14 protein-coding genes are annotated in these 16,178 nt (G+C 27.8%); 13 read left to right on the plus strand and 1 reads right to left on the minus strand.

What is annotated here, in order from left to right; translation table 11 throughout:
* Nucleotides 1–126 precede the first annotated feature (126 nt).
* The 3 genes from LPC13_RS08670 (at nucleotide 127) to LPC13_RS08680 (ending at nucleotide 2,024) form a co-directional block, all read left to right on the plus strand.
* Nucleotides 127–621, plus strand: coding sequence for a DUF1648 domain-containing protein (locus tag LPC13_RS08670; RefSeq protein WP_005210070.1), 495 nt, complete (start codon nucleotides 127–129; stop codon nucleotides 619–621).
* A 121-nt stretch (nucleotides 622–742) separates the two neighbouring features.
* On the plus strand, nucleotides 743–1,009 hold the full coding sequence (locus tag LPC13_RS08675) for a hypothetical protein (RefSeq protein WP_005210072.1): 267 nt from the start codon (nucleotides 743–745) through the stop codon (nucleotides 1,007–1,009).
* Nucleotides 1,010–1,175: 166 nt separating this feature from the next.
* On the plus strand, nucleotides 1,176–2,024 hold the full coding sequence (locus tag LPC13_RS08680) for an N-acetylmuramoyl-L-alanine amidase (protein ID WP_005210075.1): 849 nt from the start codon (nucleotides 1,176–1,178) through the stop codon (nucleotides 2,022–2,024).
* Between the two features lie 58 nt (nucleotides 2,025–2,082).
* Here LPC13_RS08680 and LPC13_RS08685 read toward each other — a convergent pair whose 3' ends face one another.
* Nucleotides 2,083–2,469 (minus strand): hypothetical protein, encoded by a 387-nt coding sequence (locus tag LPC13_RS08685; protein ID WP_005210077.1) that lies wholly within the window; start codon nucleotides 2,467–2,469, stop codon nucleotides 2,083–2,085.
* A 198-nt stretch (nucleotides 2,470–2,667) separates the two neighbouring features.
* Between LPC13_RS08685 and LPC13_RS08690 the strand changes: the two genes are divergently transcribed.
* The 10 genes from LPC13_RS08690 (at nucleotide 2,668) to LPC13_RS08735 (ending at nucleotide 16,102) form a co-directional block, all read left to right on the plus strand.
* Nucleotides 2,668–3,066 (plus strand): DUF6762 family protein, encoded by a 399-nt coding sequence (locus tag LPC13_RS08690; RefSeq protein WP_040418433.1) that lies wholly within the window; start codon nucleotides 2,668–2,670, stop codon nucleotides 3,064–3,066.
* Nucleotides 3,067–3,104: 38 nt separating this feature from the next.
* Complete coding sequence (pepF, locus tag LPC13_RS08695) at nucleotides 3,105–4,901, plus strand: oligoendopeptidase F (RefSeq protein WP_005210083.1); 1,797 nt, start codon at nucleotides 3,105–3,107, stop codon at nucleotides 4,899–4,901.
* A gap of 3 nt (nucleotides 4,902–4,904) precedes the next feature.
* Nucleotides 4,905–5,879 carry a rhomboid family intramembrane serine protease gene (locus tag LPC13_RS08700; protein WP_005210085.1) on the plus strand — a complete coding sequence of 325 codons (975 nt, stop codon included), beginning with the start codon at nucleotides 4,905–4,907 and terminating at the stop codon, nucleotides 5,877–5,879.
* Between the two features lie 12 nt (nucleotides 5,880–5,891).
* Nucleotides 5,892–6,506, plus strand: coding sequence for a hypothetical protein (locus LPC13_RS08705; protein WP_005210087.1), 615 nt, complete (start codon nucleotides 5,892–5,894; stop codon nucleotides 6,504–6,506).
* A 180-nt stretch (nucleotides 6,507–6,686) separates the two neighbouring features.
* Complete coding sequence (locus LPC13_RS08710; protein ID WP_005210089.1) at nucleotides 6,687–7,205, plus strand: phosphatase PAP2 family protein; 519 nt, start codon at nucleotides 6,687–6,689, stop codon at nucleotides 7,203–7,205.
* 65 nt (nucleotides 7,206–7,270) lie between these two features.
* Entirely contained in the window at nucleotides 7,271–8,386 is a 1,116-nt protein-coding gene (locus LPC13_RS08715; RefSeq protein WP_005210090.1) for an MGDG synthase family glycosyltransferase, read from the plus strand.
* Between the two features lie 352 nt (nucleotides 8,387–8,738).
* Nucleotides 8,739–10,085 (plus strand): NADP-specific glutamate dehydrogenase, encoded by a 1,347-nt coding sequence (gdhA, locus tag LPC13_RS08720; RefSeq protein WP_005210092.1) that lies wholly within the window; start codon nucleotides 8,739–8,741, stop codon nucleotides 10,083–10,085.
* A gap of 553 nt (nucleotides 10,086–10,638) precedes the next feature.
* Nucleotides 10,639–12,588 carry a DNA gyrase/topoisomerase IV subunit B gene (locus LPC13_RS08725; RefSeq protein WP_005210093.1) on the plus strand — a complete coding sequence of 650 codons (1,950 nt, stop codon included), beginning with the start codon at nucleotides 10,639–10,641 and terminating at the stop codon, nucleotides 12,586–12,588.
* Between the two features lie 19 nt (nucleotides 12,589–12,607).
* Nucleotides 12,608–15,523 (plus strand): DNA topoisomerase IV subunit A, encoded by a 2,916-nt coding sequence (locus LPC13_RS08730; RefSeq protein ID WP_234088753.1) that lies wholly within the window; start codon nucleotides 12,608–12,610, stop codon nucleotides 15,521–15,523.
* A gap of 42 nt (nucleotides 15,524–15,565) precedes the next feature.
* Nucleotides 15,566–16,102: a DJ-1 family glyoxalase III gene (locus LPC13_RS08735; protein WP_005210101.1), complete on the plus strand. Its 537-nt coding sequence runs from the start codon at nucleotides 15,566–15,568 to the stop codon at nucleotides 16,100–16,102.
* Nucleotides 16,103–16,178: the final 76 nt, after the last annotated feature.

The following is a 16,178-nucleotide window of genomic DNA, read 5'->3' on the forward strand; positions in this document are numbered from 1 at the left end:
CCGCCGTGTACCAGACCGGTACGCACGGTGGTGTGAGAGGACGGAAAATAAAATAATTATTTTCCTCCTACTCGATTTATGAACAACTAATATAATATAAATATAAGGATTATGAGGTGAAAGGTTATGGACAGATGGAAAAGTACAGGAATATATGCAAAAGTTAATAAAATTTTAGATGTTATCGGAATATTAATAATTGCTGCATTAATAATTATGACATTTATATATTGGGGAAAAGCTCCAGATATTGTACCAACTCATTTTGATTTTAATGGTGAAGTAGATGGATATGGTTCTAAAAATACATTATTTATATCATTACCTATAACAGTGATAATGTATATAGGTTTGGCGATATTAGCTAAATATCCTGAAATTTATAATTATGCTATTGAAATAACTCCAAGAAATAAGGAAAGGCAATATTCAATGGCAACAACCTTCATTAGAGTTATGAATATTGAGATAGTAAGTATATTTTTTTATATTCAAATGAATATAGGAGCTTCAATGAATAATAGTGGTAAGGAATTATCAATAGCATTTTTACCTATATCCATGTTAATTTTATTTTTTAGTATTGGATTTTATATTTATAAATCAGTAAAATATAAGTAAATAGATGTATAAGAATAGTTATTACTAAAGACAAAGAAGTTTTACAATGTAAGGAATGATATTGGAAAAGGAACGGCTTTCAATATAATATTTTTTAAGCTAATAGTATAAGGAGAATAATATGACTAAAGAAAAAAGTGAAAAATTAAGAGAAATTTATGATACGTTATTAGAATTAGGTGTAACTTTTTATTATGGAAGTGAAAGCATAGCTATTGGCGAAGTAACAGATATTATTTTTAATGAAGATGATACTGTTAATATAGAGTTAGATAATAGTGAGAGTTTCAAGGTGGAAATTGAAGATTTTGAAGAAAATCACTCAAAAGAAGGCAATAATTATCATACGTGGAATTTGAGTAGAGAATTTGATTCTAACTTAAACTAATAACAGTTTTAGTTAAATCATTAGATAAAATAATAAAAGCGTAAAATCCTTAAAGAATTAGAAAGATACATATATTATAGGTGATAAAAGGTTTATACAGTATTTAAAAACATTAAGTAACTAGTATGGAACTTTAACATAATATAATATATTAGGAGGGGATTTTATGACAACCTATGATACATTTCTATTTACAGGTCATGGAACTAGTGAAGTTACAGGAGCTTTTGATCCAGGAGCAATTAGTGGAGGATTAAGAGAGTATGATTTAGCAAAAGCAATAACTACAGCTGCTAAAAAGTATTTAGAAAGAACAAATTTAGTTATTCATTATGATGAAAGTAATTTTAATGACTTAGATTTAGCAGGAAATACTTATAGTGTAAAGGCGGGTATGACAGTTCATATAAATGCAGGTGGTGGTACAGGTACAGAAATTTGGGTTCCTTGTAATGAGAAGGTTCTAACTGATGATTTTACAATTATAAATGACATATCACAATTATTAGGTATACCAAATAGAGGCGTAAAATCTAGAGATTATAATACTGGTAATTCATATAAAAGAACGAATGGTCAACTGTTAGTATATACAGATTATTATAAAGAAATAAGAGATGCTTGGTCGAGGGGAATTTCTTTAGCAATTTTAGAGGTTGGATTTATAGATAGTTCTGATGAAAGTAAAATAAATTCTAACATTGATGGTATAGGTCTTTTGGTAGCTAAATATATAGCAAGTATATCAGGAACTTCTATTAATACCGCGCCAATAATAAATCAATATTATAGAGTTATTGTTGGAAGCTTTATAGAGGAAGTAAATGCTGAAAATAGGCTTGTAGAAGTTAAAAAGGCAGGGTTTGATTCTTTTATTACAACTAAAATTATAAATTCTAAAACTTATTATAGAGTTGTTTGTGGTAGTTTTGGAAATAAGGTTAATGCACAAGTAAGAGTTGATGAATTAAAAAAAGTTGGATTTGACCCTTTTCTTGAAGTCTATACTAAATAGAACAATAAAATAAAAAATGCTACTATGAAATAGCTTTTGCTAGTTTCAGAGTAGCTTTTTAATTTATATTAGTGATTTCTTCATCATCAGCTTTAAGATTAATATCAGTCATTTCCCATCTTCCATTAGAATCCTTTTTAAATGTTCCAAGTACATTAATTTTTAAATATGGTTTTGAATAACTAATACCATAGGCATCAATTATAAGTTCACCATCAGTACTTTCTACAACTGATAAACTTTCAACTTTAACAAGACGTAGTGATGTATCTTTGCAATTAGTTATATAATAATCGATAGCATATAAAGCATTTTTACATTTGGTAGCCACATAAATATTTTTCCCTGCCATAATTAAAAAAAATAAGCAAAAAAATAAAATTAAGATAAATGGAATAAATCTTTTTTTATTAACTCTATAAGTGTTTTTCTTATTAGTTGGCATATTTTAACCTCCGTATTAATCAATTTATTATCCATTTTTTAACTATAACAATATTATAACTTTTATTTACATAATATGTAAATAACTAAAGTGTATATTGTATATTTTAAAGAGTAAACTTATAATTAAGAAGTAAACATCTTTTACCAATAAAAAGGTGTATATGGATAAATTTTATAAACAAAGGAGAATATTATTATGGATTTTTCAAGCTTAATATTAATGGAGAGGGACAAGGAAACGGGATTTATAACTAAAGAGATAGGTAGCTATAAAGTTTCAGAGGGAGCAGAATATATTAAAAACTTTTATGTTAAAGGAGATACTGTTCATATACAATTTGATACAAATAAAGATGTGGAAGAATGGGAATACAATGCAATATATGATGTTTTTAATTTAGAACTATTTGAAAACGAAGGATTTTCTATTGAAGAAGTAGAAGATGAATATAATCCAACGTTTTTAGTTAAATTTAAATATGAAGATGATTACGAATATATAAATGAAAAGTTAAGTCTTTGTATTGAATTAATAGAAGAGGCTATGGAAAAAGCTTTTAATGATATTAAAGAAAAAGAAGAAGAATATAAATAGAAAGGAGAGGTCTATATAGATAGACCATATATGTTACTATGGAAAGTAAGGTTTTAAAGAAAAGAGAGGAAATTAATACATTAGATAAATGGGCTGTTAATGAAATTTATTCTAATGATGAAGTTTGGGAAAAAGAATATAAAGAGTTGAAAGAAGAGGCTCCAAAGCTTAAAGAATTTGAAGGTAAGTTAGGTAATGGTGAAGACCTAATAAAATACTTTGAATTTAATGAAAAAGTATCTAGAAAAGCTGAAAAAATTTATGTTTATGCTCACTTAAGAAGTGATGAAGATACATCAAATACTAAATATCAAGCAATGATGAATAAGATAGATGCTTATATGGCAGAATATGCAACTTATACTGCATATGTTGTACCAGAAATATTAGCACTTCCAGATGGAACTATAGAAAAACAAATGGAGGAATTAGAAGGACTTAAACCTTATAAGTTCTTACTTGAAAATATTTTAAAGGAAAAGCCACATGTATTAAGCAAAAAGGAAGAGGAATTACTTGCAGCAGCTTCAGATTGCTTAGATGCACCATCATCTATACACAACATTATGACAAATGCTGATATGAAATTTGGAAATATTAAAGATGAAGATGGAGAAGAAGTTGAATTAACTGAAGGTAATTATTCTGCATTTATAAAATCTAAGGACAGAAATGTTAGAAAAGCTGCCTTTGAAAGATTATTTGGGGAATACAAATCTTTTGAAAATACTTTAGCAACAACACTTTCAAGTTCAATAAAAGTATTTAATTTTGGTGCTAAAGTTAGAAACTATAATAGTGCTTTAGAAGCATCATTAAAACCAAATGATATTCCAGTAGAAGTTTATACTAATGCTGTAAAAACTATTGATGATAATTTAAATTCACTTCATAGATATGTAGCATTAAAAAAGAAATTATTGGGATTAGATGAAATGCACATGTATGATTTATATGTTCCAGTTATTGAAATACCTAAGGAACGTGTAGAGTTTGATGAAGCAGTAAAGATGTCAATAGAAGGATTAAATCCGTTAGGTGAAGAATATTTAAATATATTCCAAGAAGGAATAAATGATGGATGGATAGATAAGTATATAAATAAAGGTAAGAGAGGTGGAGCATATTCATGGGGTGGATATGATACTAAGCCATACGTTTTATTAAATTATAACTATGAGCTTAATGATGTATCAACTTTAGTACATGAAATGGGTCACTCAATTCATTCTTATTATTCAAGAAAAGAACAAAGCTATTACTATGCTGGATATACTTTATTCTGTGCAGAAGTAGCATCAACTACAAATGAAGCACTACTTATTCATCATTTAATAAATAAAGAAACTGATAAAAAGAAGAAGCTTTATTTAATAAACCAAGAATTAGAGCAAATAAGAACTACAGTATTTAGGCAATTAATGTTTGCAGAATTTGAACTTTATACTCATGAAAGCTTTGAAAAAGGTATTCCATTAACTGCAGAAGATTATAATGCTAAATGGCATGAATTAAATGTTAAATACTTTGGACCAGAAATGGTAGTAGATTCAGAGATAGATGTTGAATGGGCAAGAATACCACATTTCTATAGCGATTTCTATGTATATCAATATGCAACTGGATATGCAGCTGCATCTGCTTTTGCAAAGAGTATCTTAGAAAAGGAACCAAATGCTGTAGAAAAATATGTTGGATTCTTAAAGAGTGGTGGAAGTGATTATCCAATAGAAATTTTAAAGAAAGCCGGAGTAGATATGACTACATCTAAACCTCTAGAAGCAACTATTGATAGGTTTAATGAGTTATTAGATATGCTAGAGAAAGAAATATAAAAAATGAAAAGCTTTGAAAAAGAAATATTTAATGTGCTTACAAGCCAATTAGGGTTTTATATTAAAGATTATTATAGTGATTTTTTAGGAAAGAAAAGTTGGGTAGCTATATTAGAAAAAGAAACTTTTATTTATGCAGTTGTAGTATCAGATGACACATATTGTGATTATGCATATAGTGAGGCAAATAACTATTTAAATGAAAATTTTTCGAAAACAGCTACAGTTAATGTGCTTATATGCACAGATAAAGAAAACTATTATGGCTTTACAGTAAGACCATATAATAAAGCCATATATTTATCAAATAAAATGCAAGTAGTTTACAGTGATGAAAGCTGTAAACCACTTGCTAATATAGCAGAGCATATTAAAAAGAAAAATGAAGTAAAAAGGAACTCTTTTAAAGATAATATAGTGACATACTCATTAATAATTATAAATATATTGATCTTTATAATTACAATTATTGTATCTAAAAATATATATGATATCGATATTTATACGTTAGTTATAATGGGAGCTAAAGTTAATGAATTAATCAATCATGGACAAGTTTGGAGATTGATTACTTGTACATTCTTACATGGAGGACTTGCACATATAGCATTTAATATGTACGCTTTAAAAATAATAGGTTCAGAAGTTGAATTTGCTTATGGGAAGATAAAATATATATTAATATATTTATTTTCAGCATTAGGTGGAAGTATTTTTAGCTATATATTTAGTCCAAATTCAATTTCTGTTGGTGCTTCAGGAGCTATATTTGGTCTTTTTGGGGCAATGCTTGTATTTGGAGTTAAAAATAGACATAGGATAGGAAAGAATTATGTTATAAATTTATTTAAAGTAGTTATCATAAATATATTTATAGGGGTAACAATAAGTAATATAGACAATGCTGGTCATATAGGTGGACTAGTAGCAGGGGGAATAATAGCGCTTTTAGTGAAAAATAAAAAATTAAATAATTAAGAGGAGCTTATTATGAATTTAAAAAAAGATAAAGCATTATTTATAAATTTAATCTCTATGGGTATTTTACTTATCTCTTTAATATGCAATTATGTATTTTCAAATGGGGAGAAAGCTTTTAGAATAATATTAATGGCTGTTACTTTATGGGTTGTGTATTTTGTATACAAGAAGACATTTTTGAGAAAATCAAGAATAAGTTTTTATTTAATCTATTCATTTGTAGTAGCAGCAATGTATTTAGGTAGTATATTAGATTTTTATTTGATAATACCATTTTATGATAAAATATTGCATTTATTATCAGGATTAATTATAGGGCTTATCGGATATATATTATTTTTACATATGGTCAATGGTACAGATAAAAATAATTATAGAAAATATATGCCTATAGTATTTTCTATTATATTTGCAATTGCTAGTGCAGCAGTATGGGAAATATGGGAGTTTAGTACAGATAAATTGTTTGGCTTTACTTCACAAAATAATAGCTTAGATGATACAATGTGGGATATTATATGTGGAAGTTTGATGGGGATTATCGCCAATATACCTTTATATCTATATATAAAAGGCAAAAAAATTAAATTTATCGAAAAAATAGTAGATGATATGAAGAATTAAATAAGAAGAAAAAGGCAAAAATAAATTTTATAATTATTTTTGCTTTTTTTTTATAATAAGAAAATCTTAAGAAATGTTTTAGTTTTAAATTAATAAAAAATTAATTATTTATATGTATAATGTAATATAATAAAGGTTATAAGGGGTAATATTTAAATAGCTAACCTATAGGAGGAATGGATGATAGGATATTTAAAACATATTGATATAAAATTATTAAATTATATAGAAAATCACTTAAAAAATAAAATGTTTGATAAAATTATGCCTATTATAACATCGTTGGGTAATTTAGGAGTGATATGGATTATAATTTCTATATTGCTTATTTGTAAAATTGATTATAGAATAATGGGAGTTGAGGTTATAGTCTCATTAATTATAACTACAATAATTGGCGAGGGTATTATTAAAAACATAGTTAAGAGGAAAAGACCTTTTTTTTATACAGATCAGGAACTTTTGATAACAAAGCCAATAACATATTCTTTTCCATCAGGGCATACGGCATCATCTTTTGCAGCATTAGCTGTATTTATGCAAATGAATAGTAAAATAGGATTGATAATAAGTCCTATAGCAACTTTAATAGCATTTTCAAGATTATATTTAAAGGTTCATTATCCATCAGATGTTTTATTTGGTGGAATACTTGGATTAACTTGTGGATTTAGTACTGTTTATTTTATAGTGCGTTAAACTTAATAAAAAATTTGATAATTAGTGAAAATAATTTGTAGGAAAAAAGGCAGGGGGTTTTATTAATGAACATACTTATTTTGTCAGCTTCTACTGGTGGCGGACATATGAGGGCGTCTAGGGCAATTGAAGGGTATATGAAACAACAAGATAAAGAAATAAACGTAAAAATAGTAGATAGCTTATTATATATAAATCCTATATTAAACAAAACAATTACAAATGGTTATGTTTATTTAGCTACAAAAACACCGAGATTATATGGGAAAATATATGACTTAACAAATAAGGAACATAAATTAACTAATTTTGTAACTAGGTTAAATAATATTTTTTCAAAAAAATTATTACCACTAATTGACGAATTTAAACCAGATGTAATCATTACTACACATCCATTTCCAACAGAAATGGTATCAAGATTAAAAGAAAAAGAGAAAATTAGTATTCCTCTTATTTGTATAATGACAGATTATGCTCCACATAAAACTTGGATAAATGATAAAGTTGATGCTTATATAGTTGCTAATGATGATATGGTTGGAAAAATGGTTACTCAAGGTGTTAAAAAGGATATTATATATCCATATGGTATTCCAGTAGATGAGGTATTTTTTGAAGAAAAGGAAAAGCAATCAGTTCTTGAAGAAATAAATTTAGATAAAAACTTACCAACTATTTTAATGATGGCTGGTAGTTTTGGTGTGAACAATGTTTTTGATGTTTATAAGAATATTATAGATATAGATAAAGAATTTCAAATAATATTAATTACAGGAAAAAATCAAAAGTTATATGATCATTTCGAAGAAATAGTATGCGATAGTCCTAAAAAAACAAAACTTATATATTTTACTAATGAAATTAATAAATTTATGCAAGCTTCAGATATAATAATAACTAAACCAGGTGGATTAACTGTAACAGAAGCATTAGCTTGTAATATACCAATGGCAATATTTGATGCAATTCCAGGTCAAGAAGAGGAAAATGCAGAATTTTTATTAAAACATAATATGGCTGTTAAAATTAAAGATGGAGATAGCTGTAGAAAAGCAATTATAGAATTATTAGATGATAAAAATAAACTTGAAAATATGAAAGAAGCTTGTAAATCTTTTGATAAGAATGATTCAACAAAAAATGTATGTCTTTTAATAAATGAATTAATACAAAAATAAAAGTAATATGAAATAAAATAGGATGTCTTTAATATATCTAAGTTTAAAAATATAGTGTATACTTTAAGAAAATTAATTTATACAAGCAGATATGATAAAATCACATGGTAATAATTAAGTGGTCATTTAATTGATTTTACTTTAATTTTGCTATGTGATTTTTTGCTTGGGAAATCTCAAGAACAATTAGTGAATTATAGTTTTGAAACATTTCCATTATTTATAGATTGTATTAAATTATAACGTAACTTAAAAATAAATTATATCTTTATATGGAAAAGAATTTATAAATAGGGTAATATAATAATTGGTAATATAATCAAAGTTTTTTGAAAATAAAGGGGGCAGAAATATGACAGGAAAAGAATATGTTTTAAGCGTATTAGAGCAAGTTGAAAAAAGAAACACAAATGAAATAGAGTTTTTAGATGCAGTAAAGGAAGTAGCACTTTCTTTAATACCAGTCTTTGATAAGCATCCAGAATATATTGAAGAAGGAATTCTAGAAAGAATAGTTGAACCAGAAAGACAAATAATGTTTAGGGTTCCATGGGTTGATGATAAAGGAAGAGTTCAAGTAAATAGAGGTTATAGAATTCAATTTAATAGTGCTATAGGGCCTTATAAGGGGGGGCTTAGATTCCATCCAACAGTTAATGCAAGTATTGTGAAATTTTTAGGATTTGAACAAATTTTTAAAAATTCTTTAACTGGTCTTCCAATTGGAGGAGGTAAGGGTGGATCAGATTTTGATCCTAAAGGAAAATCAAATAGAGAAATAATGAGATTCTGTCAAAGTTTTATGGCTGAATTATGTAAACATATAGGTTTAGATACAGATATACCAGCAGGAGATATTGGTGTTGGTGGTAAAGAAATTGGTTATATGTATGGATATTATAAAAAAATTAGGAATGCAAATGACCAAGGTGTTTTAACAGGAAAGGGATTAACTTATGGTGGTAGCTTAACTAGAACAGAAGCTACTGGGTATGGGTTAGTTTATTTCACAGAAGAAATGATGAAGGCTAATAACTTAACTTTAGAAGAAAAAACTGTAGTAATATCTGGTTCAGGAAATGTTGCTATATATGCAACTCAAAAAGCAGTAGAATTAGGAGCAAAGGTAGTTGCTTTAAGTGATTCAAATGGATATATTTATGATGAGAATGGAATTAATCTTGAGGCAGTAAAAGAAATTAAAGAAGTAAAAAGAGGAAGAATAAAGGAGTACTTAGATTACGTACCGACTGCTAAATATTTTGATGGATGCAGGGGAATATGGAATATTAAGTGTGATGTTGCTCTTCCATGTGCAACTCAAGGTGAAATAGATGAAAATTCAGCTAAGATTTTAGTTCAAAATGGAACTAAAGTAGTTGCTGAAGGTGCTAATATGCCAAGTACTTTAGAAGCAATTGAAGTATTTCAAAGTAATGGAGTATTATTTGGACCAGCTAAAGCTGCAAATGCTGGTGGAGTTGCTTGTTCAGCATTAGAAATGTCTCAAAATAGTATGAGAATGTCTTGGACTTTTGAAGAAGTAGATGCTAAACTAAAAAATATTATGATTAATATTTATAATAATTCAGCAGCTGCAGCAAAAGAATATGGACATGAAGGAAATATATTAATGGGAGCAAATATTGCAGGATTTAATAAAGTTGCACAAGCAATGATGGCACAAGGAATTGTTTAATAATTTATAATTCATAAACAGACAATATAGTTATAAATTAAATTTAATAACTAGTTGCCATTATATAAAGGTATTAAAAATAAGATTTTTATTATAAAAATCAAATTGTTTTGTAGTTTATAGAGATACAAAATAATTTGATTTTTTATTTTGTTAATTAAGGAATATTCAGCACATATTAATTAGCTAATATATCGGAAATATTGAAATAAAATGAAATTGTTCAAGCAAAATACTTTGTAAATTTAAATAATAGGGATAAGATATTAATAGGATTAAAATAAAGTATAGTTTTAATACAATATAAATAGCTATGAAACAAATTGTTTTGAAATGATGACTTCTTAATAAAGAATAGATTATAGAATAAATGTCATAAAAAATAAGAGATTTAAATATTAGTGTAAAACAAAATTGTAAATAAACAAAATTTTATGATAGAATTAAAAAGTTAATAAATTTAGAACATTAGTTTGATTTTGATATTATAAGAATATATAATATATCTAAATTATTACTTAAATGTGAATAGGTTATAATTTTGGAGGTTTATATGAACAAAGAAATTAATAATAGATATGATGTAACGGATTTGACATCGTTAGAGAAGCTTGAGCCAGTTAGAGTTAGACCGGGAATGTATATTGGGTCTACAGGAACAAAAGGCTTACATCACTGTATATGGGAAATATTGGATAATTCTATAGATGAGATATCTAATGGATTTGGGGATAAAGCAACTATAATTATAAATAAAGATAAAAGTGTTACTGTAATTGATAATGGAAGAGGAATACCTACAGGGATACATCCGGTGAAAAAGAAGTCCGGGGTGGAAATGGTATTTACTGAATTACATACAGGTGGTAAATTTGATAATAAAAATTATAAGACATCAGGTGGACTTCACGGAGTTGGTGCAGCTGTAGTTAATGCTCTTTCTAAGTGGTTAGAAGTTGAAGTTCATCAAAATGGGAAAATTTACAAGCAAAGATTCGAGTTTGCTTTTGACAAAGAACTTAAAAAGGATATGCCAGGAACGGCAGTTACGGCATTAGAAGTTATAGGTGATTGTAAGGATACAGGAACTAAAGTTACATTTAAACCAGATGGAGAAATTTTTTCAACAACTGATTTTAAATTTGACATAATAGATGAGAGATTACAAGAGCTTGCATTCCAAAATAAAGGAATACGTCTTGAACTTATAGATAGAAGAAAAGATGAAGAAGTACGTAAAGAATATTATTCAGAAAGAGGTTTACTTGACTTTATAGATTATTTAAATGAAAGTAAAACTACTATTCATCAAAGTCCTATTTTATTTGAAGGGGAAAGATCAATAAATAATATTTCAATGTATGGTGAAGTTTGTATGCAATTTACAGATTCAACTACTGAATATATTGCAAGTTATGTTAATAATATTCCAACTACAGAAGCCGGAACTCATGAATCAGGATTTAAAACTGGTATGACAAGAGCATTTAAAGAATGGGCAAAAAAACTAGGCCTTGTTAAAGAAAAAGATAAAGAGTTTGAAGGTGATGACTTAAGAGAAGGTATGACAGCAATAGTTAGAATTAAAATTACTAATGCTGTATTTGAAGGTCAAACTAAAACTAAGTTAGGTAGTTCAGAAGCATACACTATTATGAATGACTTAGCATATACAAAGCTTTGTGAATGGATAGAAGATAATAAAGAAGTTGCAACAAGCCTTATAAATAATGCACTAGCAGCAGCTCAAAGAAGAGAAAAAATTAAAAAGATAAATGAAGCTGAAAAGAAAAAAATAGGTAAAGGAACTGCACCACTTGCTGGTAAGGTTGCAGTATGTACATTAAAAGACAATACTGTCAATGAATTTATCGTAGTTGAGGGAGATTCTGCTGGAGGTTCTGCGAAGCAAGCTAGAGATAGAAGATTCCAAACGATAATGCCTTCAAAGGGTAAGATAATGAATACAGAAAAGCAAAAACTTGAAAATGTACTAGCATCTGAAGAATTAAAAATATTTAATACAGCAATAGGTACAGGAACTTTAGATAATTACAAAGAAGAAGATTTAAAATATAACAAAATAATTATTATGAGTGATGCTGATGTTGATGGATACCACATTAGAACTTTATGGATGACGTATATTTATAGATATATGAGACCATTAATTGCAAATGGGCATCTTTATTTAGCACAACCACCTTTATATAAAGTTTATAAAGTAGTTAAGGGTAAAGAAGTATCAAAATATGCATATAGTGATGAAGAATTAGAAAATGTTAAGAAAGAAATAGGTAAGGGTGCTTTAATTCAAAGATACAAGGGTCTTGGTGAAATGAATCCAGACCAACTTTGGGATACAACTTTAAATCCAGAAACAAGAACTCTTTTCCAAGTTACTATAGAAGATGCAGCTAAAGCTGAAAAGATGGTATCACTTTTAATGGGTGATGTAGTTGAACCAAGAAAAAATTATATGTACAAATATGCAGAGTTTTAATTAGGAAAGGAGCTAAATTATGGCTAAGAAGGGACATGACATTCCAAGAGACAATAATATTTTAAGAATACCTCTTGAAGAGGCTATGCCAGACAACTATCTTCCATATGCAGTAGAAGTTGCAAAGGATAGAGCTCTTCCTGATGTAAGAGATGGTTTAAAGCCTGTTCATAGAAGAATACTTTATGGTGCATATCTATTAAAAGCTTTTCCAGATAGACCATATTATAAATCAGCAAGAATAGTTGGGGATGTACTAGGTAAGTTCCATCCACATGGAGATTCATCGGTTTATGATGCAATGGTACTTATGGCTCAAGATTTCTCAACCAGAGAACCACTTTTTGATGGACATGGAAATTTTGGTTCTATGGATGGTGATGGAGCAGCAGCAATGCGTTATACCGAAGCAAGACTTTCTAAAATTGCTATGGAAATGCTTAGAGATATAGATAAAGAAACAGTAGAAATGGTTCCAAACTACTCTGATAGTGAAATGGAGCCAAAAGTACTACCGGCAAGATATCCAAATCTTTTAGTTAATGGAACATTCGGAATTGCTGTTGGACTTGCTACTAATATTCCGCCACATAATTTAGGAGAAGTTACTGATGGTGTACTTGCATATATAGATAATCCAGAAATAACAACTAAAGAATTAATGGAATATATCAAGGCTCCAGACTTACCTACAGGTGGAGTTTTAATAGGAAAAAACTCTTTATTATCAGCTTATGAAACTGGAGAGGGTAAAGTTACATTAAGAGCAAAAACTAATATAGAAAAGCTTGAGAATGGAAGATGGGGAATTGTAATTACAGAATTCCCGTATAGAAGAAATAAATCTAAAATTCTTCAAACTATATCTGAGATGACTGGTGACAAAAGACATCAAAAGGCATTAGAAGCAATTACAGATATTAGAGATGAATCAGATAGAACTGGTATTAGAGCAGTTGTTGAGCTTAAAAAAGCAGCTGATAGAGATACTGCAGATAAAATTTTAAAATATCTTTTCAAGAAAACAGACTTACAATGTAACATAGGATTTAATATGGTGGCACTTGCGAATGGTAAGCCACAAACTATGGGACTTAAGACTATAATTACTCATTATGTTAATCATCAAAAAGATATAGTTACAAGAAGAAGTATTAAAGAGCTTGCAATTGCAGAGAAGAGATTCCATATAGTTGAAGGGTTTATAAAAGCAATAGATGTTTTAGATGAAGTTATTAAAACTATTAGAGAGTCAAAATCTAAAAAAGATGCAGGATTAAACTTAATTGAAAAGTTTGGATTTACTGAAATTCAAGCAGAAGCAATATTAGAACTTATGCTGTATAGATTAACAGGCCTTGAAATTAAGGTATTCCAAAAAGAGTATGCAGAACTTGAAAAGACTATAAAGAGATTAAAGAAAATATTATCCCATGAAAGTGAACTTTTAAAGGTAGTAAAAAATGAATTAAAAGAAATAACTGATAAGTATAGAAATCCAAGAAGAACTATGATAGTTGAAGATGATAGTGAAGCTAAAATTGATTTAGAAGAGCTTATAGTAGTTGAAGAGGTTATGATAACTCTTTCTAAGGATGGATTTATCAAAAGAATTCCAGTTAGAACTTATCAAAGATCTAATGCTAAGGCTGAGGATATAGATTATAGAGAAGGCGATGAGCTTAAATATTTAATTAAGTCTAATACTACAGAAAATATTCTTTTATTCACTGACAAGGGAAATATGTATCAAACTAAAGGTATAAATATTCCAGAAGGAAAGTGGAAAGAAAAAGGGGAAAGAATAGACTCTATAATTAAAACTTTAAATTTAGAAGAAGAAAATATAGTAGAGGCTATATCAGTTCAAATTTTAGATGGAAGAAAGAGTATTCAATTTATAACTAATAAGGGTATAATTAAGAAAAGCTCTTTAGATAAATTCCAAACTAATTATAGCAAGATTCAAGCATTAAAATTAAAAGAAGATGAAGCTGTAATTGATGTAATATTATTAGAAGATGAAGAAAAGAAGGATTTCTTAAAAGTAGAAACTAAGCTAGGATTAAAGTTTAGCTTAGAGCTACCTATATTAGAAGATACTCCAAGAAATATAATGGGAACTCAACTATTTAACTTAATAGAAAATGATGAAGTAATAAATGTTAAATATATTGATGAATATGAATTTGTTACTTTTAGCGTTGGAGTAACATCAAAAGGAACTTTAAAAGGTTTTTCAAGAGCAAAATCAAGTGATAGATTAAAGGTAAATACTGATTCTGCAAGTACATTATTATTATTTACTAATAGAGGAAATGTATATAAGGTTCCTACATTCTTAATTACAAATGTAATGAAAGAAGAAGTAAGCTTACAAAATATAATAGAAGGATATTCTAAGAAAGAAAAAATAGTAGATGTATATTCTATTAAGAATTTTGATGAAAATAATTTAGTGTATTTCTTCACTAAAAAGGGTATGATAAAAAAGACGTCACTTAAAGAATATGATGGAAATTATTCAATGTGGCAAGCATATAAGTTTAAATATGAAAATGATGAAGTAATATCTGTAAACATAGAAGTAGACAATTTAAATGAAATATTATTAATAAGTAAAAAAGGTATGGCTATAAGATTCCAAGGCGAAAGTGTTAACACTATGGGAAGAGTTGCTTCAGGAGTTACAGGAATAAGCTTAAAAGAAGATGATGAAGTTATTTCAGGAAAAATCATAAAAAGAGTTTCAAGTGAAAGTAGTGAAATAGCTATTGATGTAGACAATAGTGAAGGGTTTGTTTTATCAACAAAAAATAGAGAAGAAAAGGTAGTTTTAATAAGAGATATAAGAGTACAAAACAGAGCTGGAAGAGGAACTAATATTATGTTAGTTAACTTTGATGATGAAATTACTGAAATAAGATTTGCTTAATTAAAAATAAAGTTTAACATATAAAAAAAGGGAGTGTATAAAATGAAGGTTGCAGTTTTATTAGCAGAGGGGTTTGAAACAATTGAAGCCTTAACAACAGTTGATATTATGAGAAGAGCTGGAGTTGAATGTAGTACATTTGGTACTAAAGGAATTGAAGTAACTAGTTCTCATTCAATAACTATTAAGGCAGATAAGATTTTAAGTGAAGAAATTAATAGTTATGATGTAGTAGTATTGCCAGGTGGAATGCCAGGAGCTGTTAATTTAAGAGATGATGAAAAAGTAAATGAAGTAGTAGGTAAGTTTTATCAAGAAGGTAAAATTGTAGCTGCAATTTGTGCAGGACCTATTACTTTAGGAAAGTTAGGAATTGTTAATGGTAAAAATGCTACATGTTATCCAGGATTTGAAGATCAACTTATAGGATGTAACTATAAAGAAGAACTTGTAGTAGTAGATGGAAATGTTATAACTGGTAGAGGACCAGCTTCAGCCATTCCATTTGCTTTTGAAATATTAAATAATATTTTACCAGAAAAAGTTGAGCAAATTAAAAAAGCAATGTTATTCGAATAGGAAGTTTAAAATGGCAAATGACAAGTTAAGAGAGAAGCTACTTTTTAGTTTCTTAAAATATAATTTGGCATTTGCC

Origin of the sequence: Clostridium celatum, assembly GCF_021412605.1 — a bacterium.
Classification (GTDB): domain Bacteria; phylum Bacillota; class Clostridia; order Clostridiales; family Clostridiaceae; genus Clostridium; species Clostridium celatum.